Raw genomic sequence first — 19,968 nt, forward strand, 5'->3', positions numbered from 1 at the left:
ATGGGCGAGAGAGGACCTACTCGTAAGGTGCGACATGCTGACCTCTTACATCATGACTGGCGAAACCATCGGTATCGCTTGCAATCAGATATTCAGAGTTGGCATGAACAATATTGGAAAAGGTTTACAGCTTGCACCGCAGCACCCATACGGGCCAGCGTCATTGGATTTCGTTTCTGGCATTACACAAATGCTGGTCGCTGAAGCAATTCTTATACAAAAACTTGTGGGCACTAAAGAAAGCACCACCGGCGATTTAGATGGGGTCACTCACCTCATGTTGTGCGCACTGGCTACTGGCCGGTTCGAACTGATTGAGCCATTTCACCAAGCTACTTTTACGGGTATTCATAATGGTTACGGTGTCAGCGATGGCCACAACCTGCCGATAGGCACCACCCTTCGCTACGCCGCCTTCGGTCTGACCATCATCGGCGACTGGCTCGGCAAACCGCTTGACCTCGACAAGCACGCCCTGCCTCGCGATCCTGCCTGGGGTCAATTGGTCGCCCATTGGCGCGAACCTGATCCCAATAAACTGGCGCCAATTCTGGTGGCGGCCTGCGATACCCATGTCCAACGCATCGCCCTGACATCCCGAGAACTTGACTCCGGCAATTTCGAATTCGGCTCCCCCTTCGAGGCCGTCTACCCCGCCGAGATCCTGGCCATTCTCAACCTGCGCCGTTCGCTGGGCCTGCCAAACCCTTCCATCGACCACCCATTGATGAAAACACCCTACGCCAGGCTGACCTGCCCGCCTGGCATGCGCTTCGAGCCGGATGAACTGCTGATGCGCTTCCTGGCTGCCGCCTGCAAATACGATCCTGATGCCGTACCGGCGGGCCTTTACGAAGCAATCCTGCAAAACAGCACAAAGGATTGAGCGATGTCCCGACAAGGTGCGATTCGAAAAGGCGATCCCCACAGCGGGGGTGGTCGGATGGGGGAAGGAAGCGGAGTTCTTGTCAACGGGCGGCAGCAATGCGTCCTCGGAGATCGTGCGCCATGCGCGCTTCATGGAGGGACATTTGCGTTGGTCTCTGGCGGTGACGGTAGTGTCTTGTTCAACGGTATTTCGTTGGTGTTCGAGCCGGCAGAGCTTGCTTGTGGGTGCAAGGTTTCATCTACCTGTTCGGGACCTTATGCCAAAGAGGGCTGAACGACCTGAAGATCGTGGTTTCATGCATCGACCTCTTCGCAGGCTTGCACGATTTGAACAGCGCACGCGTTGTCTGTTTCGCGGGCGCGCCCGCTTTGACAGGTACTGCGCTGGCTTCGAGTTGGCGCTGTATATGTGGGAAATTGCAAAGAACAAATATCGCTCGTCTGACGCGTGCTTTGTAGGAGCAGCCTTGTGCTGCGAAGAGGCCGGTACAAGCAACAGACAGGCTTTGTCAGTACTGGCCTCTTCGCAGCACAAGGCTGCTCCTACAGAACCTCGCCGAACCAATGAGTCACGTGTTGTATGAGAGCGGGTTCACCCGCGAAGAGGCCCTCGTAGCCAATCACGGCTGCTGATTCTGGCTCAGGTACTTGTCCACCGTAGCCTGCCCTTCCCCCGCATCCCCCGCCACCTGCCACAGCCGCCGTTCGATCCCTTGCGCCAGCAAGTGCCCCACCGCCGCCTCGATCGCCGACAGCACGCACAGCTGCGCCGGTTCGTTGGTGGTGTACCCCACCTCGGCCTCGAGTAGCTTCTTGAACTCGATGAACTTGAACACCCCCGCACTGCGCCCAACCGAATAGATGGTCTTGCTGGTCATCACGTTGGCCAGCACCTGCCCGGTGCGCACGTCCACCGCGCGCAGGTTCACGGTCACCTGGTCGACGCGGTACTGGGCTCGTGCGCCGCAGCGAGATATCGGTGGCGAGTTAGCCATGATCAAAGTCGTATCAACAGTTTCTGGGCGCCAAAACCAGTTCAGCGATAAAAATGCGCATTCGGACTTTTTTCATAATATGAATCCCTACGAACGAGCGGGCCTCTTACCTCTGCACGAACAACTATTTTATCAAATGCACCCGGACGAATTACCATACTTTCATCCCCGGAATCTATATAGTCAAAATCAATGCCCTTTCTTAATTCGTTTATATTTTTTGAATACACTCCAAAGACATGTCCGCGGCGACGATTTGAGGGGATTTCCGCATACCCTGAGGCGACATTATAATTTTGTGAGATGTAAAATCCTACCCCACACCTGTCGTGCCCCCCTATTTGACTCGTGACTCCTGCCTCCAAGCTACCGGTATAGATTTCATTACTGCCGTGATAGCCTACGAGCATATGACCTTCTGGTATATTCTTACGGGATACTCTCCCAAGAGGCACGATCGTTTCGAGCACCTTTCGCCCCCTTTGCATAAACCCATAAACGCCTGTGGCATTTCTCGCATATATCCCGTACAACCTCCCAAAAAATCCTCGCACTGAGAAATGCCCACTTGAATCTTCCGAATTTATAGGGTCCCCTAGGCAATACGCATATGGATTTAAACCACCAAGCATAAACGGACTCATGCTATCAGGAGTATTGAAACGCATCAAAACCGGACTAAACTCTCGATAGCCATTACCCAACGGATAATTTCGCGTAATTTGATCTGGTCGCTCACCATTGAAGCCAAGCGCCACCAGAATTTCCGAACAAAATCCATAAGGTGAATAGTTCAAGGCCTGCCGTACACGTTCGGTATTGACCACCGTTCGATGCTGATCCACTGCTAGCAATGTGTTAACGCATGCATCACCTTTACGCTGCTGCTGAGCTAATAATTGATCCGCATTCTGCATGAGGGAAGTATACAACAAGCCTTGCACTTCATTAACCATACGTTCTTTACAGTAGAACCTGTAAATCCTATGAGCCTTCCGCTCAACTGAGTGAACTTCGGAACCTGATGAAAGGCCGTCAAAACTGTTTGCCGAAATGAGTGCCATTATTGGATTCCGCTGAATTTGTGCGTTATTTGAATATCACAAACAAGACTAAATCCACCACTAGCAAAAATACCAGGTTGCATGCTGACGCCTCGATTGCCGACAGCACGCACAGCTGCGCCGGTTCGTTAGTGGTGTACCCCACCTCGGCCTCGAGCAGCTTCTTGAACTCGATGAACTTGAACACCCCCGCACTGCGCCCAACCGATCAGCATGCTTGCTGCACCCTGGGTGACGGTGGTGGAGAACGAACTGGCCGGGGTCGGCTTGTATTGCCCGGTCTGGTCGCGGAAGCCGTACATCTCTTGGGCTGAGGCAAGTTGATCAGGATAGGAGGTCGAGTCGCGCGATAGAATTGGCTGAACGGCATCTAGTAGTGTATGGATTGGGGTAAGGCTGGGTTATATTCCATAAAATTAGCGCAATCCTTGTGTGGCTTGTCGGCGATCACAAGGCTGCTCCTACAGAACCTCGCCGAACCAATGAGTCACGTGTTGTATGAGAGCAGGTTCACCCGCGAAGAGGCCCTCGAGGTCAATCACGGCTACCGCTAGAGTCCAACAAAGCCCAAGCGCCCGTCAGACACCCGGTACCGTCTTCCGCCCAACCAGTTGCTGTCTCTCCACCCCATCCAGCAACGCCTCCACCACCGCCTTGGCCGAATCCAGCCCATGGTCGTTGCTCAACAACAGATCACGACAGGTTCCCTTGGCCAGCTCCAGTGCCTTGAGATTGGTCGCAAACGCGCCTTTGAGCAGCGTGGACAGATGCACCAGCGCATCTTCGTAGTCCACCCCCGAACGCACGGCAAACAACGGCGGATGGCTGCATTCGCACGTGGAGAAACTGGAGGACGCCGTGGTGGCGCGTACGGGAGGATCGGGTAAGCCTTTTGTCATTGTGTCGCTCCTTGATTCACTGGAGCCGCCACAAATCGCTACCAAACGAGATGGTGACGGCTGTACGCAGGTTGGTAGACCGGGAATCAAGGAAACCGGCGCGCACGGAGGCGCCCTACGCACAGCCGCCATAAAACGAAACAGCCGGGCACAAAAAAGCGCCAACTGTATCGCAGAGCGGGCGCTTGTGCGCCTTGATTGATCGCGGGCTACCAAACCCGGCTGCTGGACTTACAGCAGCGGGCAAAGACTACCGGTGTCGGGGAAGCGTTTCAAGCGAAGGGAATGTGCAGTAACACTTCCGTTGCCGCCTCCACAGGGACGGCGTCGCGCTTGAGATCACGCGATACCTGTGGGAGCGTGCATGCCCGCGAACACCGGCAAAGCCGGTGCCATCCACCGCGTCGTCTGCTTCGCGGGCGCGCCCGCTCCCACAGGGACGGCGCGGGCTTCGAGTTGACGCTGTACCTGTGGGAGCGGGTTCACCCGCGAAGAGGCCCCCGTAGCCAATCACGGCTGCTGATTCTGGCTCAAATACTTGTCCACCGTAGCCTGCCCCTCCCCCGCATCCCCCGCCACCTGCCACAGCCGCCGTTCAATCCCCTGCGCCAGCAAGTGCCCCACCGCCGCCTCGATCGCCGACAGCACGCACAGCTGCGCCGGTTCATTGGTGGTGTACCCCACCTCGGCCTCGAGCAGCTTCTTGAACTCGATGAACTTGAACACCCCCGCACTGCGCCCAACCGAATAGATGGTCTTGCTGGTCATCACATTGGCCAGGACCTGCCCGGTGCGCACGTCCACCGCGCGCAGGTTCACGGTCACCTGGTCGACGCGGTACTCGCGGGAGATGTCTATCCCCAGGTAGCGGGCACCTTCGCCGCCGCTGCGCACGTTGGTGTCGTAGGCGATGATCCCGCCCTCCAGCATCAGGTTGGCGGCCTGCAGCGGTGGCAGCTCGCCCATGATGTTTTCCGGCACGTCGGGCTTTTTCTGCGAAGCACGGATGATCTTGCGCTCGGTCAGCAGGTTCTGCAGGCCTTCACGCTCCAGCACCACGAACCAGCCGCTGGCGTTCAGGGCGTCCATCAGCATGCTTGCCGCGCCTTGGGTGACGCTGGTGGAGAACGAGCTGGCCGGGGTCGGCTTGTACTGCCCGGTCTGGTCGCGGAAGCCGTACACCACCGCCATCAACCGACCCTTGGGCCGTGGCATGTTGATCAGGTCGTAGTAGGTCGAGGCACGGGGGGTCAGGGTCGGGGTTTCCGAATCCTGTTCGGCGGGCATCGGTTCGCGCAGGCCACAACCGTGCAGACCCAGGGCGGTGAGGATCAGCAGCGTGCTCAGCAAACGTTTCATGGTGTTCTCTCCCCAAACAAATAGCCTTGCCCCCTCAAGGGTTCAGGCCGCTGACCTCAATGATCGAAATTTCTCCTGTGGCGCGATCGGTGACCTTGATGCTCAGGGCCCCGGAATCGTCAATGACGTCGATGAGAAACGCATCGGTCGCCATGCTGCCGGTGTTGCCGTTACTGATGTTGTCCAGCAACTGCGACAACATCCGCGACTCCAGCTGGTTGCTGAAGCGCTCCAGGGCCGTGGTGCCGGCAAAGGCCGAGGAACGGTCCTTGAGGTCGGGGTCGTCGTAGTCGTTCTGCGCCTGCGCATTGTTCAGCAACCAGGTGCCATTGAGCGGGTTGCCGCCAAAGGCCGGGTTGACCGGGGTGTACACCAGCTCGGTGGCCTGGGCGGCACACGCGCTGGCCAACAGGCAGGCGGCGATGCAACGGGGTATGTGGTGCTTCATAGCTCGTCCCTCTCCAGATCGGTGGTGTCCTGCAGCAGGCGTTGCAACTTGCGTTGGATGATTTGCTGCTTGACCAGGTCGGCTGCTGCAACGGCCTCGTCCTTGAGCTCGGTGGTGTTCGGCGGCAGGAAGCGGCGGTACACCACCTCACGCTCGAACTCCACGGTGACCAGGCTGCCCCAGCGGGCATCCGGGCGTTCGCGCACCACCAGGTTGAAATCCAACCGGCTGGTGGCGCGCAGGCGGTCGGCGAAGTAGTAGTAAAAGTCGTGGCCGATGTGCGAGATGGTGTTGTCGACGATGAAGCCTTGCATCTCGTCCTCGTCCCCGGCCCTGGCCGAGGTGGCCAGCACTGCCACCAGCAGCAGGCCCAGGCACAGCGCGGCCAGGCGGCTCATGGCGTGTCTCCCGGGCCGGCATGGGTCTGCACGCCACCGGCACTTTCGGTAAAGGCCTGTTCGGCGACGAACTGCCAGTCGCTGTAATGTTCCAGCCCATCGAAACCGCTCCATTCGGCGCTGAAGCCACTGCGCTTGAACGGGGTGGCGTCCGAGCGGCTGTGCACGCCGGTGATGCGGCCATCGATCGAGCGCAGCAGGCCCCAATCGTCACTGTTGGTGATGGGGTCGGGGTACAACCGGCGAATGTGCCGCCTGGCCTGCGGGAAGCGGTTGTCCTGCAGCAGGTCGGCCAGTTCCTGCGGATACTGGGCCAGCCCCGGCGAGGCGCGGTAGTAGCTGCGCAGGGCCTGGGCATACTGGCTGCCTACCCACAACAGCTGGCGTTCGCGGTCACGCTGGGCAGCACTGGCCCAGAGCGTGCCGGTGGCGGCCAGGGCCACGCTGCTGACCGCAATCAGCAGCAATACGCCCAGGTAGGTGAAGCCGGCGTCGGCCTTACCATTCCGCGAACAGGCTGCCATCGCGCGCCCTCCCTGTGGCACCGCTCTTGATATCGGCCACGCCGCCAGCCACGCCTTCGGGCGGTGGCACCAGCTGCCAGGCATCGCTGCGCTCGGTGATCGGGTCTATCGGGGTGTTGCGCAGGTAACGCTGTTCCACCAATTGCTCCAGCGAGTCCGGGTAGTGGCCGGTGTCGCCGTAGTAGTGGTCCAGCGCCTCGCGCAGCACCGCTAGGCTCTGGCGCAGGGTGGCTTCGCGGGAGCTTTCCAGGCTGTTGAAGTAGCGCGGCATGGCAATGGTCATCAACGTGGCGATGATCGCCAGCACCACCAGCAGTTCGATCAGGGTGAAGCCCCGGCTGCGTTTCATCGCTGTCACCATTGCCCGTAGGGGATGTTGTTCAGGCCTTTGCCGCGGGCCTTGGAATACACGTCGAACACGTCTTCACCTTCGCGCGGGTTGTCGGGGCTGCTGTCATAGGCGCGCAGCCCCCACCCGCCTTCGTCCTCACCCTTGGCCGCCACCAGCGGGTCGTGCGGGATGCGCCGCAGGAAGTAGAACTTGGCGCCCTTGGCGCTGCGCACATCGCGCACGCCGTCGACCAGCACCTGCAGGTTCGGCGGGTAGCCACTGGCGTCCAGGCGCTTCTCGATGTAGCCGGCATCGAACGCGCGCTTGTAGGCGTCGATGGCGTCGCGAATCTGGTACAGCGCCTCGCGCAGCTGCTGTTCCTTGCCGCGGCGCACCACGGTTTCGGTCAGCGGCGCGGCCATGCTGGCAAGCAGCCCGAGCAGTGCCAGGGTCAGCACCACCTCGATCAGGCTGAAGCCCTGCATGCGGCGCTGCGCGATCATGGCCGCGGGCTCCCTTTGGGCGGGGCGATCGCCATCTGGCTTTCCACCACCGGGGCATCGGTGGCCGGGGCATTGCCAGGCACATCCGCTGGCGGCAACGGCGCCATCTGCCGCACCTGCATGGCCGACTCGGTGCCGGTGGCGAACTCCATGTCCGACGGGCTCTGGTACGGCAGGTTGCGCACGATGCGCGGGGTGATCGCCAGCACCAGCTCCGACTTGCTCATGTCGTCCTTGTTGCTGCCGAACAGCCGGCCCAGGCCAGGGATGTCGCCAAGGCCCGGGATCTTGTTGCCGCTGGCGTTATGGTCGTTGCGCACCAGGCCGGCCAGCACCTGGGTTTCGCCATCGTGCAGGCGCAGAGTGGTCTGGGCGTTGCGGGTGTCGACCTGGACCGGAATGGTGCCCTGGCGGGTGGCTTCCAGCGGGGTGGCGTTGCTCACCTCCAGGGCTACCTTGATCGCCACTTCGTTGTTCAGGTGCACGGTGGGCTGCACCTCAAGCTTCAGGCCCACGTCCAGGTAGGTGACGCTTTCGGTGATCACCGGGCCCTGGGTGGACGGCACCGAGGTGGCGCTGATGATCGGTACCCGCTGGCCGATGTGGATGCGCGCCTGCTCGCGGTTGCTGACGCGGATCACCGGGCTGGCCAGGGTGTTGATGTCCTTGTCCTGCGCGTTGATCTTGGCCTGCGGTGCCGGCGCGATGCTGATGCGGCTGGAGTCGATGCCCTTGAGCTGGTCGAGCACGCTTACCGGCTGGCCGTCGGAGCTCAGCACGCCGAAGGTGTTGGGCCATTGCAGGCCGAGGTCGAGGATGCGCGAAGTGGCCACTTCCATCACCTCCACTTCCAGCACCACCTCGGGGTTGGACTGGTCCTGCGACTGCAGCAGCTTTTCGGCCATGCGCACGGCATCGGGGGTGTCGCGCATGGTCAGGGTGTTGAGGCGCTCATCGACGAACACGTCGCGGGTCTTGAGCATGGTCTTGACCATGTTCAGCGCGGTGTTGGAGTCGATGCTGGTCAGGTAGAAGGTGCGCATGACCAGTTCCTGGTAGTCCTTGGTCTTCTGCGGCGAGTCGGGGTAGATCATCAGGGTGTTCTCGTTGACGATCTTCTGCCGCAGCTGGTTCTGTTCCAGCAGCAGCGCCACGGCGTCCTCGATGCGCAACTCGCGCACGAAGATGGTGGCCTTCATGTCCGGGCGCATGTCCTTGTCGAAGATGAAGTTGATGCCGGCGACCTGGGACAGCACCTCGAAGATGGTCTTCAGGTTGGCATCGCGAAACTCCAGGGTCACCGGCCGCTCCAGCTTGCTGCGCAGTTGCGGGAACGGTTGCGCGGTGCGCGCCTGCACGTTCTCGATGTCGCTGCGCAGGGCAATGCCCTTCTGGTTCTGCGGGTCCAGGCGCAGCACTTCGCGCATGTAGCGCTCGGCACCGAACAGGTCGCCCTGGCGCAGCGCCGCCTGGCCCAGCGCCACGCGCTCGTCGAGGGTGCGGATCAGCTCCAGCTGGCGGATGCCTTCCTGGGCGCGGCGGTTGTTCGGCTCCAGGGTCAGCACCCGGCCATAGCCCATGCGGGCGCTGGCGAAGTCGTGGCGGATGCGGTCGGCGTCGGCCTGGGTCAGCAGCGCCTCGACCGCGGCCTGGCGGCTGTGGGCCAGGGCGATGTTCAGCTCGGTGTCACGCGGGTCCTCGCGCAGGGCTTCTTCCAGGCTGGCGATGCCGGCTTCGTACTGGCCCTCCTTCATCAGCTGTTCGCTGTCCTTGCGTACCGCACTGGAGCCGCAGCCGGCAATGGCCACGCACAGCGCCACTAGCAGGAACGGAGCCGGTTTGCACAGCTTTGACGACTTCATGGTGCGCTCCCTACAGACAAAGTCTGCGACTGATGCAAAGGCAGGTAGACCAGATGCAGCTCGCTGGCCGATACCCGCTCGAGGCGGTAGGTGTCTTCGATCACGTCGCCTTGGCGCACGACGTAGAGTTTTTCGCCGCTCTGCAGGAAGATCTGCAGGTCGTCGCGGTCGCCGATGCGGCCAATGAACTGGAATGGCAGGGCCGGTGCAGTCGGGGCTGCGACTACGGCGGGTGCGGTGACCACGGGTTGTTCGGTGACAGTGGCCAGAGCCTTGGGTTTGGTCCATTGCTGGGTTGGGAAGAGATCCCTGGAGGCTTGTTCCGGCCCTTTCGCGGGTAAACCCGCTCCCACAGGGACCGTGGATACCGCCGATTTTGTGGGAGCGGGCGCGCCCGCGAAGGGGGCAACACTGTCTTCCTCGCCGAACCAATGACCCGGCGCCCAGGCCAGCGCCGCACTCACGCCGAGGAAGCCAACCCAGATGACAGCACGTTGTGTGTTCATCATGACCTCGACAGGTAAAGGGTCATGCGCAGGCGGGCGTTGAGCTCGCTGTCGCCAATGCGTTTGCGTTGCAGCTCCAGGTCTTCCAGCACCAGGGTCGGCAACTGCTTGAGCAGGCCCTTGAGGAAACCGCGAATCTGCGGGTAGCTGCCGCGTACCGGCAGCACGATCTGGTAGCGCGCCAGTTGCGTCTTGGGGTCGATGCCCAGGGCATATTCGCCACGCGCCAGGCTGATATGCTCGGCGCTGGCCAGGTGGTACAGGCGCTCGATCAGCTCACTGGCCCGGGGCTGCCCCGGCAGTTGCTGGCGCAGGCTGTCGAGGGCCTGCTGCTCGGGTTTGATGGCAATCTTCAGCTCGCCACGCCTGACCCGCTCGACCTGCACGCTGGCGTCCGCTTCGGTGGCGCGCAGTTCGCGCAGGTTCTGCCATTGCGGCAACACCCCGGCGCACAGCACGCCTACGGCCAGCAGGCCCACCGCAGCCGCAGCCAGGCCGACCGGGCCGACGCGACGCAGGCGCTCCTGGAGGATCAGGCTGTTCAGCGATTCACGGGCGCGCATGGCCGGTCTCCCAGGTAGCGGTGAGGGTGAAGCGCACCGGGTGTTCGGGCTGCGCGGCCAGCACTTCGTGGTTAAGCAACGACACATCGCTGAGCTCGGCACTGGCCTCCAGGCGCTGGTGGTACTGCAGCATCGCTTCCAGGTTGCGCGCCTCGGCGGTGATGCGCAGTTGGCCTTTGCGCGCGTCGGGGGCCAGGCTTAGCAGCGCCACGTCGTCCTGGGGCTGCGCTTCGAGCATGGCGAACAGCTGCTGCCAAGGCCGTTGCAGTTGCTGCGAGACGCTTTGCATCTGCGCCAGGCGCTCGGCCTGTTCGCGGCTGGCGGCGCTGCTCAGCGGCGCGACAGTGGCCGGGCGACGGCCCAGTTGCTGCTCCAGGCTGTGCACGCTGGCCTCCCGTTCGACCTGCTCGGCCTGCAAGCTTTGTTGCAGCAGCACCAGGCCGGCAACGGTGGCGCTCGCCACGGCCAGCAGCGACCAGGCCAACGGGCCGTTGCGCCGGGGCTGGAATTCCAGGTCGAGGCGGCGCATGTCAGGCCACCGCCCGCCACATGGCGCACAGTGGGTCGGCATCGCTGGCTGGCTGGCACAGCTGCACCGCCGCCAGTTGCGGCACGTCACCCCGGCCCGGGGCATGCAGGTAGACCCGTGGCAGGTGCTCGCCGTACAGCTCGCAGGTACGCTCGATCAGTGCTTGCAGGGCCAGGTCACTGTCGGCACAGCCTTGCGTCAGCACTTGCTGCCAGGCCCCGCCGGCAGCCAGCAGCAGCACGCTGCGGCGCGGTTCGGCCAGGACGAACAGGAAGTCGCCCTGCCCCAGCTGCGCCGAGCAGCGGTTGTAGGCGGCCATCAGGTACGGCTGTACCGAGCGCAGGCTCAGGTGGCTTTCCCGGCCCAGCGCCTGCAGCCGCTGCAGCAGGGCTTCGGGCAACGCCGTGGCGATGCGCGCGGCACCGGCCGGCTCGGGCGACAGCACGATGCGCCAGTCGTCCAGCGGCTGCCCGTAGAGGTTTTCGAAACAGGCCCGGGCGTAGGCGTCCAGCTCGCGCGGGTGGCTGATGGCATCACTCCAGGGCACCAGGCAGAAGCGGCTGTACCGGGCCGACAGCAGTACCCGCAACTGGGCACCGCGCACGGCATGCTCGGCCAGCAGCGTGGCCAGGGCGTCGACGGCGGCCTCCCAGGCCGGCTGGGCGGCATCGCAGGTAAAGTCGCGGCTGCCCAGCCATTGGTGGTGATTGGCGTGCCAGCTACCCAGGCCCACACCTTCGGCACCGAGTACGGCACTGTATCTGTAAGCGCCACGATCAAATGAATGTGACACGGTTGATCTCCTCGAGTGTGGTACGGCCATCCCGGACCAGGTCCAGGGCCGAGGCCCGCAGCAGGCGCAGGCCACGCTGGCAGGCGAGGTTCTTGATTTGCGACAGAGGGCGACGCTCGACGATCATCTGCCGCAGGTCGTCGTCCAGGTGCAGCAGTTCGGCGATGGCGCTGCGGCCGCGGTAGCCACTGCCACGGCACTGGCCGCAGCCCTGGGCGCGGACGAATTTCCAGCCGGCCACGCCCTCGCGGGTCAGGCCCGCGCCGTACAGGGTGTCGTCGTCGACTTCGCACGGCGTCGCGCAGTGCGGGCAGGCCAGGCGGATCAGGCGCTGGGCCAGCACCGCATTGAGCGCGGAGACGAAGCTGTAGGGGTCGACCTGCATCTGGCTGAAACGGCCGATCACATCGAACACGTTGTTGGCGTGGATGGTGGTGAACACCAGGTGGCCGGTGAGCGCCGACTGCACTGCGATTTGCGCGGTGTCCGGATCGCGGATTTCACCGACCAGGATCTTGTCCGGGTCGTGGCGCAGGATCGAGCGCAGGCCGCGGGCGAACGTCAGGCCCTTCTTCTCGTTGACCGGGATCTGCAACACGCCAGGCAGCTGGTATTCGACCGGGTCCTCGATGGTGATGATCTTGTCCACGCCGTGGTTGATCTCGCTGATCATGGCGTACAGGGTGGTGGTCTTGCCGCTGCCGGTGGGGCCGGTGACCAGGATCATGCCGTAGGGTTCGGCGGCCAGGCGGCGCAGGGCGCGCAGGGTTTCCTCGGCAAAGCCCAGGGCCTGCAGCTGCACGCCGCTGACCCGGTCGGACAGGTCCTGCTTGTCGAGCACCCGCAGCACGGCGTCTTCGCCGAAGATGCTGGGCATGATCGATACCCGGAAGTCGATCTGCCGGTCGCCCACGGCAACCTTGAAACGGCCGTCCTGGGGCACGCGCTTTTCGCCAATGTCCAGCTCGGCCATCACCTTGATGCGCGAGATCACCTGGTCGGCGAAGGCGCTGCCGCTGGCCTTGCCGGCGCCGTTGAGCACGCCGTCGATGCGGTACTTTATGGTCAGGCCCTGGCCGGTCATGCCCAGGTGGATGTCGCTGGCGTGCAGCTTGAGGGCGTCGTACAGCGTGGAGTTGACCAGCTTGACCACGCGGCTCTGGTCTTCGCTGATGCTGGCCAGCGACAGGCGCTGCAGCGGGTCGCTTTCGCTGCTGGTTTCGGCGTCGTGGTCAAGGGCGTCCACGGCGTGGAAGCTTTCTTCGTGGCGGGCCAGGAAGGTGGCAAGGTCGGCGGCATGGGCCAGGTACAGCGGTGCGCCTTGCAGCACATCGTCGATCCAGGCCAGGCGGGCGTGGTCGAAGGGGTCGGCGAACACGCCCAGCAGTTGGCCGCCCTGCTCGATCAGGACGAATTCACGCTTCAGGCACATCGCCAGGCTGACCTTGTCGAAGCGTGGGGTGCTGGCCAGCAGGGTGTGGCTGTCCAGCACCGGGTAATGCAGGGTCAGGCCCAGGCGCTGGGTGAAGGTGTCGGGGGTGTCGCAGGCCAGCTGTTCCAGGCGGGTGAGCAGGCGTTCGTCGCTGGTTTGCAGGCGGGCCTGGGCCAGCAGGTCGCGGGGGTAGGCTGAGAATGGTGCTGGATTCTTCGCGGGCATGCCCGCTCCCACAGGCACAGCGCAATCCTGAAGGCAACGCGAATCCTGTGGGAGCTGGCTTGCCGGCGACAAGGCCGTAACGGTTGCATCGAATGCTTCTGGCATGGCCTGCGACTCCGCTCAGGGGCGCGTCGCAGGCTGGCTCGGCCAGGGGTGCGGGCGCCGCTATTCCCCTGTGAGCAGTTGATCGTCGTCGGGCCCCGGGGGCTTGGCGCCGTTGCGGCGGCGGTCGGCCAATACCCAGCTTCCATCGTACAACTGCAGGGGGAACGATTCGTTCCTGTTCTGGCGTCGTTCGACAAACCCTTCAGCCGGGTTGTCCGTGGCCCTGCGCCGGCGCTCGATGCCCATCAGGTCGAAGACTGCACGGGCCAGTTCCACCAACGGGAACGGCTTGAACAGGACATGGCTCACACCCAGTTCGGCGGCCCGCTCACGCACCTCGACGGTGGGGTGGGCGGTAATCAGCACGAAGTGGCACTGCCTGTTCCTGCGTACGGTCTCCAGAACCTGAAAACCCTCCATGTCGGGCAAGCGGTAATCCAGCACGATCACTTGCGGTGCCAGGCTTGCAGCCTGCTCGATACCACTGGCACCGTCGTGGGCAACATGAACTTCCAGGCCTTGCGCCTGCAGGTACGCTTGCAGGTTCTGCGCAAGAGTCTGTTCGTCATCGACTACCAATACTCTGTTCACCAAGGTCGACTCCCAAGAACTGCCCGGTAACCCGGTCTGCGAAGTGCGCCCCTGTACAGGCTTGAGCAGGCTTCGTGCCAGGCGTGAAAAATCATGCTGCACCACTGTAAGTCATTGATTCGCCAGGGGGTACCGATCAACATCCGTAACGCAGCGGGCAGGCGCACCGGCCTGGTTCCCCACATGCGGGGAAACTGATGGCACACTGCCAGATCGTTATTCCCCATGATTGGGGAAACGCCATCAGTCACCTCAGTCGGCAATCTCCACGATAGCGGACGCACGCAAACGTTGGCGCACGGACTGGCGCGCCTGCGCCTCCCGCTGCCCGATGAGCGTGGCCCTGGCTTGAACCAGTCCCTGTTCGCGTATGACCGAAGGTTCGTCATTTTGTTTCTGCACTCCTTGCAGGGTTTCCAGGCTGGCATCGTAGAATGCCTCCACTTCGGCCTGGCTGGGCGCGGCGACAGCGCTGAGCTGGGCATACACCTGCTGCGCGGCCAGCTCGCGCCGGGTGTACTCATTGTACTGTGCCCTATCGAAGCCCGCTTCCGCCAGCCGCCGTTCAAAGATTGCCGGGCTGCCAAGCGCGGCCTCGACCTCGCCCACATGCGCCGACACCTGCTCGTCGCTGATGGCTATGCCGCGGCGCTGGGCCTCCTGCCACAACAACTCCTTGTCGATCAGTTCATTCAGTGCCTGGTCGCGCAGGCGCTGGTACAGGTTCGGGTTGCGGATGCTGGCCACCGCGCGGCCCTGGGCATCCAGGTATTCGCTGAAATAGCGCTCCAGGCGCATCGTTTCGATCTCCACACCATTGACCCGCGCCGCCGGCATATCGGCCCAGCTTGCCTTGGCCAACACCTGCAACAGGCACAACAACAGAACGCGCATGGCAACCTCCGCTCAAGGGCTGTCCGGCAGTGGCCGGTATGGGGTGACCGCGGTGAAGCGCGGCCCGGGCAGGGCCACCGCCACCACATGGGCACCGGCCATGCCCTGGCGGCGACCGGGGCCGAAGCCCAGGGCCGGGGTCAGGCCGGTGGACACATCATGCAGGCCTTCCAGCGCGGCAATCAGCTGCTCGCGGCTGGTGTCGCGGCCTGTCTGCTTCAACGCTTCACTCAGCAGGCGCAGCGCGCACAGGGTGTTGACCTGCAACGACGCCTGGCGAGGGTCGAGGCCCTGACGCTGCTGCAGGCCGGCCAGAATCGCCTGGCCCTGTTCGGTCCAGTCCCCAGGCACGTAGGGATAAGCCAGGAACACCCGTTGCGACCAAAACTCGGGCAAGCGCGCCACGGCGCCGGTCACCTGGCTGGAGGCGGCAAACAGGTATGGCTGGCGGCCGGCTGACTGCAGCGCCGAAGCCAGTTCGGCAAAGGCCTGGGCACGGCCGAGGAAGACAATGCCCTGCCCGTCCACGGCCTGGCCAGCAAAGGCCTGGGCCGCAGGTGGTGACCAGCCCTGCTGCTGAAGGCGTTCGCGCACCTGTTCGGCCAACGCCGCTTGTTCATTGCCGGCATACACCACACGCAGGTCGTTGGCAGCCAGCCCCAGTGCCGCGCGGGCGTGGCCGGCCAGGCTCAGCAATTGCGCGGGCAAGCCGGGCAACGGGTCGAAAATCTGTGGGCTGCCGCCGCTGCGTGGGGTGCTGCCGATCAGCGGTACATTGTGGGGCGCCAGCAAGGTTGCCAGGCGCTGGTCGAGCATGGGTGCCAATGGCGCGATCAGGGCGAACACCTGCTCCTGCTCCAGCAACTGCTTCAGCGCCCGTTCGGCGCTGGCCGGGTCGGATCCCGGGTCGAGCACCACCAGCTCCAGGCGTCGCCCGTGGATGCCACCCTGCTGGTTGAGTTGCGTCAGGCCGTCTTCCAGCACCGCACGCACCACCTGCCCGGCCTCGGTCAGCGGGCCGGATGCCGGCAGCAAGGTCCCCAGGCGCAGCACGCCCTCCTCCACGCCGGGGTCGCGCTCCTGGGCCAGGCGCTTGAGGTAGGCCGTGAGGTTGCGCTGGTCGGCCAAGGTGAGTTCGAAGCGCGGCATGGCCGGGTCCAGGCGATTGCCTGCCGGGTCGACGCCGTGCCGAATCGCCCGGGCCAGGCTGCTGTCGGTGTAGGCCGGATAGCGGCGGCCGTTGACCTCGCGTTCGCCCTGGCCTTGCGCCAGGCGCTGCCAGTCGAGGCTGGGCGGGCGTACGCCCCCTTCGGCACGGCCGCGGCCATCGTTGCCGTGGCAGCTGGCGCAGGGCAGCACGCTGGCGGGGACAGTCATGTCGCTGGCGCCGACACGGGCTTGCAGCTGTGCGTTGCTGCTGGAGACGCCCTGGCGGTAGAGGTGTTTGCCGGCTTGTTCATGTTCGGTCAGGTCCAGGGCGAGTGCACCGCTGCACATGGCAATGCCTAATGCGAATGCCAGATAGCGCAGCACTGCTTCAATACGGACGCGAATCCCTGTAGGAGCGGCCTTGTGTCGCGATCGGGCGCGCAGCGGCCGCAGGACCGGCGAATGTGTTTCATCAGGTACTCCGGGTATGCCGGTTTTACGGCCGCTGCGCGCCCGATCGCGACACAAGGCCGCTCCTACAGGGATTCGCGCCGGGATTCGCGCCAAATTTGGCGTGGGCATTGGCGAAGTACTGCGCATGATACTCACCGCCCTGCCAAAGGCAGTGCCAGCAGCTGCATGCGCTGGGCAATCGCCGCCGGCGGTGCATCCGGGCGGATCTTGCTCCAGCGCTTGCCGGCCACATCGCCGGCAATCAGCTGTGTCGAATGCTGCTCGGGGCTGGGCAGGAACTGGCCGATGCGGCCGAGCACCAAATCGACATTGGCCTTGTCACCGGTCAGGAACAACCAGTTGGGCCCATCCACGCCCTGCTTCCCGGCAAACGCCTTGAGCACTTCGGGGGTGTCATTGAGCGGGTCGCTGCTGATCGACACGAAGGTCACCTGGCTGGCCAGCTGCGGCCCCATGGTCTCGCGCACTTCGCGCAACTTGCGGGTAATCAGCGGGCAGGCGTCGGTGCAATGGGTGAAGATCACGTTGAGCATCACCACCTTGTCCTTGAGCACATCGCTGTAGAAGCGCAGCTCGCGGCCATTCTGGTCCTTGAGCACAGTGTCGGTGAACCAGGCCTGGGCATCGCGGGTACCGCCGCCACTGGTCATCGCCTGCGGTGCCGGCTGCGGTGCTGGCGCCTGCGGGGCATGGCCTTCATGGGCGAACGCCACCGAGGCGAGGATCCACAGGCAGCCACCCAGCATCAGCCAGTCAAAACCGCGCATGCCTGCGCGGCGGGAGCTTACCAGGCTCATGGTTGCACCTCGTGATGGTCGGCAATCGCCGTGCTCTTGGCATGCACCCGGCGGGCGCCGAGGCGGTTGATTTCGTCGATCAGCACTGCCGGGTCGGTGAAGCCGTAGTAGCGCGTCCAGTGGCCGGTGCGCCCGTCCCCCACCAGGATCAGTGGCGGGTGCTGGCTGAGGTCGGCGCTGAAGCTGCCCAGGCCCTTGAGGGTTTCGCTGATGGCATATGGCGTGCCGGTCAGCCAGCTCCAGCCCGGCCCCTTCTGGAAAGCCTTGGCGTAATCCTGCAGGCGCTTGGCGTCGTCACGTTGCGGGTCGACGCTGATCGATACCAGGTGAATGTCTTGCCCTACCCGGCCACCCAGTTGCTGCTGGACCTTGCCCATGATCGACGACACCACCGGGCACACCGTGGTGCAGCTGGTGTAGATAAAGCCCATGACCACCAGGTGGTCGCCAACCAGGTCTTTTTCCAGGCGTACCGGCATGCCGTCCTGGTTCAGCAGCGAGACATCGGCAAAGCGCACACTGGCCTTTTCCTGGCGCGCCGCCGGCGGCTGTTCGGCGTGGCCGTTGTGGTCGTGGCCGCCATGGGCCAGGGCCAGGTTGCCGGCAAAAGCCAGGCTCAGGGCCAACAATGTGCAAGCATGCTTGGCGTTCATCGCAGATTCCTCACGTCATTATCGGAAACGGTGGACGTTGCGGCCGGCAGCACGCGCAGGCTGGTGTAGTTTTCTTCGGCGAACTTGCGCCCCAGCGACGGCGACTGCACGTGCAGGTACCAGGCACCAGCTTCGGGCAGGCTCAGCGCTGCCTGATAGATGCCCTCGCCCACCTCCTCCAGCTGCAGGTTGCGTGGCATCGACGAAGGCGCCAGGAAGTAGCGCAGGCTCAGGTCGCTCAGGCCCAGGCGCGGCAGGCCGTCGTCGCCGACGATGCGCACCCGTGCGGTCACAGCGCTGTGCTGCGACAACGGCCGGTCCAGGCCGATGAACTCGGCATGCGCACCCTTGCGCTTGCCGGCATTCGGCGCTGCGACCACATCGGTGCTGAAGCAGTGGATGATCTGCGGCTGGTTGAGCAAAAAGGCCACGTCGAACTTGCCAGCGGCGGGCATCTTCACCGTCGAGCCATACACGCCCGGCGCCAGTTCGCGCAGGCTGCGGTCGACGACGATGGCGGCACGGGCCTGGTGGCCACGGTTGTTGTAGCCGGACATCGGTGCGTTCATGCCTTCGGCGTAGAAGTAGGTGGTGTTGTCCACCGGGTTGACCACGAACACCGAATTGTCATCGCGCGACACCGACAGCCCCTGAGCCAGCGGCAGGTCGCCAGCCTGGCGTGGCGCCGCCGGGCCGGCCTCGAAGCCCTGGATGATCGGCGAACGCCCTTCGCCCAGGCTGGCCAGGTTGATCATGCTCACCTTCGGTGAAGCCAGGCCGCGCACGTAGGCATAGCCCTTGGTGAAAGTCAGCTGATACGGTTCGGCCGCCACCGGGATCCGGTGGATCAGCTTGTCGGTACTGGCGTCGATCACCAGGGCCTGGTTCTCCAGGGTGTTGAGCACGATGCCATAGCGGCCATCGCTGCTGAAACGCATTGGCCCCAGGCCCTGCTCGGCCTGGACCGTGTGGCGTAGCTGGTGGTTGCGGGCATCAAACACGCGCACGCTGCCCTCCTCGCCATCGACCACGTACACCGCCTGGGACAACGCCGAATAGCTGACCGACAGCGGGTGCGGGCCAACCTTGATGGTCTTGGCCAGGCGCATTTCCGGGATGTCGATCACGCTCAGGGTGCCGCTGTCGCGGTTGCTGACATAGGCGTAGCGGGAGTCACCACTGAAGGCGATTTCGTGGTGGCCGCCGCCGGTGTTGAAGGTTTTCAGGGTGTTGCGCCCCGGTACGTCTATCACCGTTACCCCGCCCTTGGCCGGGTCGCTGCTGTTGTTGCCTACCCAAAGCCGGTGCTGGTCCGGTTGCAGGGCCACGCGCAGCGGTTGGTCGCCAGCGTCCAGGTCGGCCACGCGGGTGAAGGTCTCGGTGTCGATCACCGAGACCTTGCCGCGCTCGGGAATGGACACGAACACCTGCCTGTCGTCAGCGGTGGCTACCCAGTCCATGGGCCGCCCAGGCAGGTCGATGCGGGCCATGGTGCTGGTCACGCCGCCCACCGATACGGTCGGGTCGATCACCGTCAGGCTGGCGTCCTTGTTCATCATCAACAGGAAGTAACTGTTCAGGTCGAGCAAAGGCCGCGCGCCAATGCTGCTTTTGAGGAACAGCGCGACACGGGCCTTGCAGCTCTGGTCGCGGTCGCCCTCCGGGGCCGACTGCGTCGGGTCGAGCCACGCCCCCGGGGCCATGCCCGACAGCGGTTGGCCACTGGCCTGGTCGCTGACCTTGAAACGGATGTTGGCGAAGCTGCCCTCCTGCAGCTGATCCCCCGCCAGCGGCCGGGCCTCGAACTCCACGGTCACACCGTCGCGGCTGAGCCGGTGCGGGGCCTGCGGGTCGGCAGAGCCCTGCAAATACTCGCGCGGATCGCACCACAGGCTTTCATAGGCCACGCCCAGACCGATCAGCGCTGCCCCCAGTGCTACCCCCATGCATGCAAGGCGGGTCTTCTTGTTCATTTTCGCGCCCCCA

The 19,968-nt window shown here is 63.8% G+C and carries 22 protein-coding genes and 2 pseudogenes; 2 read left to right on the top strand and 22 right to left on the bottom strand.

Annotated features, from left to right (window positions below; genetic code table 11):
* The first annotated feature begins 34 nt into the window (after positions 1-34).
* Positions 35-886: a hypothetical protein gene (locus tag GYA95_RS10865; protein WP_226989585.1), complete on the top strand. Its 852-nt coding sequence runs from the start codon at positions 35-37 to the stop codon at positions 884-886.
* A gap of 3 nt (positions 887-889) precedes the next feature.
* Positions 890-1,162, top strand: a complete 273-nt coding sequence (locus tag GYA95_RS10870; protein WP_080604882.1) for a PAAR domain-containing protein — start codon at positions 890-892, stop codon at positions 1,160-1,162.
* Between the two features lie 346 nt (positions 1,163-1,508).
* Here the strand turns inward: GYA95_RS10870 and GYA95_RS10875 are convergent.
* The 22 genes and pseudogenes from GYA95_RS10875 to GYA95_RS10980 all read right to left on the bottom strand — a co-directional run.
* Positions 1,509-1,841: pseudogene (locus GYA95_RS10875) on the bottom strand (CsgG/HfaB family protein); the annotation flags it as partial.
* Between the two features lie 83 nt (positions 1,842-1,924).
* Entirely contained in the window at positions 1,925-2,947 is a 1,023-nt protein-coding gene (locus GYA95_RS10880; protein WP_080604883.1) for an RHS repeat-associated core domain-containing protein, read from the bottom strand.
* A 70-nt stretch (positions 2,948-3,017) separates the two neighbouring features.
* Positions 3,018-3,249, bottom strand: a pseudogene (locus tag GYA95_RS10885) (CsgG/HfaB family protein); the annotation flags it as partial.
* 276 nt (positions 3,250-3,525) lie between these two features.
* Positions 3,526-3,762, bottom strand: coding sequence for a hypothetical protein (locus tag GYA95_RS10890; protein WP_015270586.1), 237 nt, complete (start codon positions 3,760-3,762; stop codon positions 3,526-3,528).
* A gap of 594 nt (positions 3,763-4,356) precedes the next feature.
* Positions 4,357-5,205: a CsgG/HfaB family protein gene (locus GYA95_RS10895; RefSeq protein ID WP_015270587.1), complete on the bottom strand. Its 849-nt coding sequence runs from the start codon at positions 5,203-5,205 to the stop codon at positions 4,357-4,359.
* Between the two features lie 34 nt (positions 5,206-5,239).
* Positions 5,240-5,653 (bottom strand): curli assembly protein CsgF, encoded by a 414-nt coding sequence (locus GYA95_RS10900; protein WP_013972854.1) that lies wholly within the window; start codon positions 5,651-5,653, stop codon positions 5,240-5,242.
* The gene (gene csgE / locus GYA95_RS10905; RefSeq protein ID WP_013972855.1) at positions 5,650-6,051 is read right to left on the bottom strand and encodes a curli production assembly/transport protein CsgE; all 402 of its coding nucleotides are present in this window, start codon (positions 6,049-6,051) and stop codon (positions 5,650-5,652) included. Before csgE ends, GYA95_RS10900 begins: the two co-directional genes overlap by 4 nt.
* Entirely contained in the window at positions 6,048-6,575 is a 528-nt protein-coding gene (locus GYA95_RS10910) for a type II secretion system protein (protein ID WP_013972856.1), read from the bottom strand. Before GYA95_RS10910 ends, csgE begins: the two co-directional genes overlap by 4 nt.
* A complete protein-coding gene (locus GYA95_RS10915) occupies positions 6,550-6,924 on the bottom strand; it encodes a type II secretion system protein (protein ID WP_015270588.1) in 375 nt (124 codons plus the stop codon). Before GYA95_RS10915 ends, GYA95_RS10910 begins: the two co-directional genes overlap by 26 nt.
* Before the next feature lie 5 nt (positions 6,925-6,929).
* The gene (locus tag GYA95_RS10920; RefSeq protein ID WP_015270589.1) at positions 6,930-7,409 is read right to left on the bottom strand and encodes a type II secretion system protein; all 480 of its coding nucleotides are present in this window, start codon (positions 7,407-7,409) and stop codon (positions 6,930-6,932) included.
* Entirely contained in the window at positions 7,406-9,271 is a 1,866-nt protein-coding gene (locus GYA95_RS10925; protein WP_015270590.1) for a secretin N-terminal domain-containing protein, read from the bottom strand. Before GYA95_RS10925 ends, GYA95_RS10920 begins: the two co-directional genes overlap by 4 nt.
* Complete coding sequence (locus GYA95_RS10930) at positions 9,268-9,777, bottom strand: hypothetical protein (RefSeq protein ID WP_043936184.1); 510 nt, start codon at positions 9,775-9,777, stop codon at positions 9,268-9,270. The genes GYA95_RS10925 and GYA95_RS10930 overlap by 4 nt, the downstream gene beginning before the upstream one ends.
* A complete protein-coding gene (locus GYA95_RS10935) occupies positions 9,777-10,340 on the bottom strand; it encodes a GspMb/PilO family protein (RefSeq protein ID WP_015270592.1) in 564 nt (187 codons plus the stop codon). The genes GYA95_RS10930 and GYA95_RS10935 overlap by 1 nt, the downstream gene beginning before the upstream one ends.
* Entirely contained in the window at positions 10,327-10,869 is a 543-nt protein-coding gene (locus GYA95_RS10940; RefSeq protein WP_015270593.1) for a PilN domain-containing protein, read from the bottom strand. Before GYA95_RS10940 ends, GYA95_RS10935 begins: the two co-directional genes overlap by 14 nt.
* Position 10,870: 1 nt before the next feature.
* A complete protein-coding gene (locus GYA95_RS10945; RefSeq protein WP_233467751.1) occupies positions 10,871-11,692 on the bottom strand; it encodes a hypothetical protein in 822 nt (273 codons plus the stop codon).
* Positions 11,646-13,319, bottom strand: a complete 1,674-nt coding sequence (locus GYA95_RS10950; RefSeq protein WP_015270595.1) for a GspE/PulE family protein — start codon at positions 13,317-13,319, stop codon at positions 11,646-11,648. The genes GYA95_RS10945 and GYA95_RS10950 overlap by 47 nt, the downstream gene beginning before the upstream one ends.
* Positions 13,320-13,484: 165 nt before the next feature.
* Entirely contained in the window at positions 13,485-14,018 is a 534-nt protein-coding gene (locus GYA95_RS10955; protein WP_031325917.1) for a response regulator, read from the bottom strand.
* A gap of 249 nt (positions 14,019-14,267) precedes the next feature.
* A complete protein-coding gene (locus GYA95_RS10960) occupies positions 14,268-14,909 on the bottom strand; it encodes a SurA N-terminal domain-containing protein (protein WP_013972866.1) in 642 nt (213 codons plus the stop codon).
* Between the two features lie 12 nt (positions 14,910-14,921).
* Entirely contained in the window at positions 14,922-16,406 is a 1,485-nt protein-coding gene (locus GYA95_RS10965) for a cytochrome c/ABC transporter substrate-binding protein (RefSeq protein ID WP_224765912.1), read from the bottom strand.
* A 257-nt stretch (positions 16,407-16,663) separates the two neighbouring features.
* Positions 16,664-17,329, bottom strand: a complete 666-nt coding sequence (locus GYA95_RS10970) for an SCO family protein (RefSeq protein WP_015270597.1) — start codon at positions 17,327-17,329, stop codon at positions 16,664-16,666.
* A complete protein-coding gene (locus GYA95_RS10975) occupies positions 17,326-17,982 on the bottom strand; it encodes an SCO family protein (RefSeq protein WP_015270598.1) in 657 nt (218 codons plus the stop codon). The genes GYA95_RS10970 and GYA95_RS10975 overlap by 4 nt, the downstream gene beginning before the upstream one ends.
* Positions 17,979-19,955: a YncE family protein gene (locus tag GYA95_RS10980; protein WP_015270599.1), complete on the bottom strand. Its 1,977-nt coding sequence runs from the start codon at positions 19,953-19,955 to the stop codon at positions 17,979-17,981. Before GYA95_RS10980 ends, GYA95_RS10975 begins: the two co-directional genes overlap by 4 nt.
* Positions 19,956-19,968 lie beyond the last annotated feature (13 nt).

The sequence above is a fragment of the Pseudomonas asiatica genome, assembly GCF_009932335.1.
GTDB classification, from domain to species: Bacteria; Pseudomonadota; Gammaproteobacteria; order Pseudomonadales; family Pseudomonadaceae; genus Aquipseudomonas; species Aquipseudomonas asiatica.

Excerpts from the sequence above, each read along its gene's own strand:
- GYA95_RS10865 (WP_226989585.1), top strand. The coding sequence starts at position 35 with ATGCTGACCTCTTACATCATGACTGGCGAAACCATCGGTATCGCTTGC.
- GYA95_RS10870 (WP_080604882.1), top strand. The coding sequence starts at position 890 with ATGTCCCGACAAGGTGCGATTCGAAAAGGCGATCCCCACAGCGGGGGT.
- GYA95_RS10880 (WP_080604883.1), bottom strand. The coding sequence starts at position 2,947 with ATGGCACTCATTTCGGCAAACAGTTTTGACGGCCTTTCATCAGGTTCC.
- GYA95_RS10895 (WP_015270587.1), bottom strand. The coding sequence starts at position 5,205 with ATGAAACGTTTGCTGAGCACGCTGCTGATCCTCACCGCCCTGGGTCTG.
- GYA95_RS10900 (WP_013972854.1), bottom strand. The coding sequence starts at position 5,653 with ATGAAGCACCACATACCCCGTTGCATCGCCGCCTGCCTGTTGGCCAGC.
- csgE (WP_013972855.1), bottom strand. The coding sequence starts at position 6,051 with ATGAGCCGCCTGGCCGCGCTGTGCCTGGGCCTGCTGCTGGTGGCAGTG.
- GYA95_RS10910 (WP_013972856.1), bottom strand. The coding sequence starts at position 6,575 with ATGGCAGCCTGTTCGCGGAATGGTAAGGCCGACGCCGGCTTCACCTAC.
- GYA95_RS10915 (WP_015270588.1), bottom strand. The coding sequence starts at position 6,924 with ATGAAACGCAGCCGGGGCTTCACCCTGATCGAACTGCTGGTGGTGCTG.
- GYA95_RS10920 (WP_015270589.1), bottom strand. The coding sequence starts at position 7,409 with ATGATCGCGCAGCGCCGCATGCAGGGCTTCAGCCTGATCGAGGTGGTG.
- GYA95_RS10925 (WP_015270590.1), bottom strand. The coding sequence starts at position 9,271 with ATGAAGTCGTCAAAGCTGTGCAAACCGGCTCCGTTCCTGCTAGTGGCG.
- GYA95_RS10930 (WP_043936184.1), bottom strand. The coding sequence starts at position 9,777 with ATGAACACACAACGTGCTGTCATCTGGGTTGGCTTCCTCGGCGTGAGT.
- GYA95_RS10935 (WP_015270592.1), bottom strand. The coding sequence starts at position 10,340 with ATGCGCGCCCGTGAATCGCTGAACAGCCTGATCCTCCAGGAGCGCCTG.
- GYA95_RS10940 (WP_015270593.1), bottom strand. The coding sequence starts at position 10,869 with ATGCGCCGCCTCGACCTGGAATTCCAGCCCCGGCGCAACGGCCCGTTG.
- GYA95_RS10945 (WP_233467751.1), bottom strand. The coding sequence starts at position 11,692 with ATGGCCGTACCACACTCGAGGAGATCAACCGTGTCACATTCATTTGAT.
- GYA95_RS10950 (WP_015270595.1), bottom strand. The coding sequence starts at position 13,319 with ATGCCCGCGAAGAATCCAGCACCATTCTCAGCCTACCCCCGCGACCTG.
- GYA95_RS10960 (WP_013972866.1), bottom strand. The coding sequence starts at position 14,909 with ATGCGCGTTCTGTTGTTGTGCCTGTTGCAGGTGTTGGCCAAGGCAAGC.
- GYA95_RS10965 (WP_224765912.1), bottom strand. The coding sequence starts at position 16,406 with ATGTGCAGCGGTGCACTCGCCCTGGACCTGACCGAACATGAACAAGCC.
- GYA95_RS10970 (WP_015270597.1), bottom strand. The coding sequence starts at position 17,329 with ATGAGCCTGGTAAGCTCCCGCCGCGCAGGCATGCGCGGTTTTGACTGG.
- GYA95_RS10975 (WP_015270598.1), bottom strand. The coding sequence starts at position 17,982 with ATGAACGCCAAGCATGCTTGCACATTGTTGGCCCTGAGCCTGGCTTTT.
- GYA95_RS10980 (WP_015270599.1), bottom strand. The coding sequence starts at position 19,955 with ATGAACAAGAAGACCCGCCTTGCATGCATGGGGGTAGCACTGGGGGCA.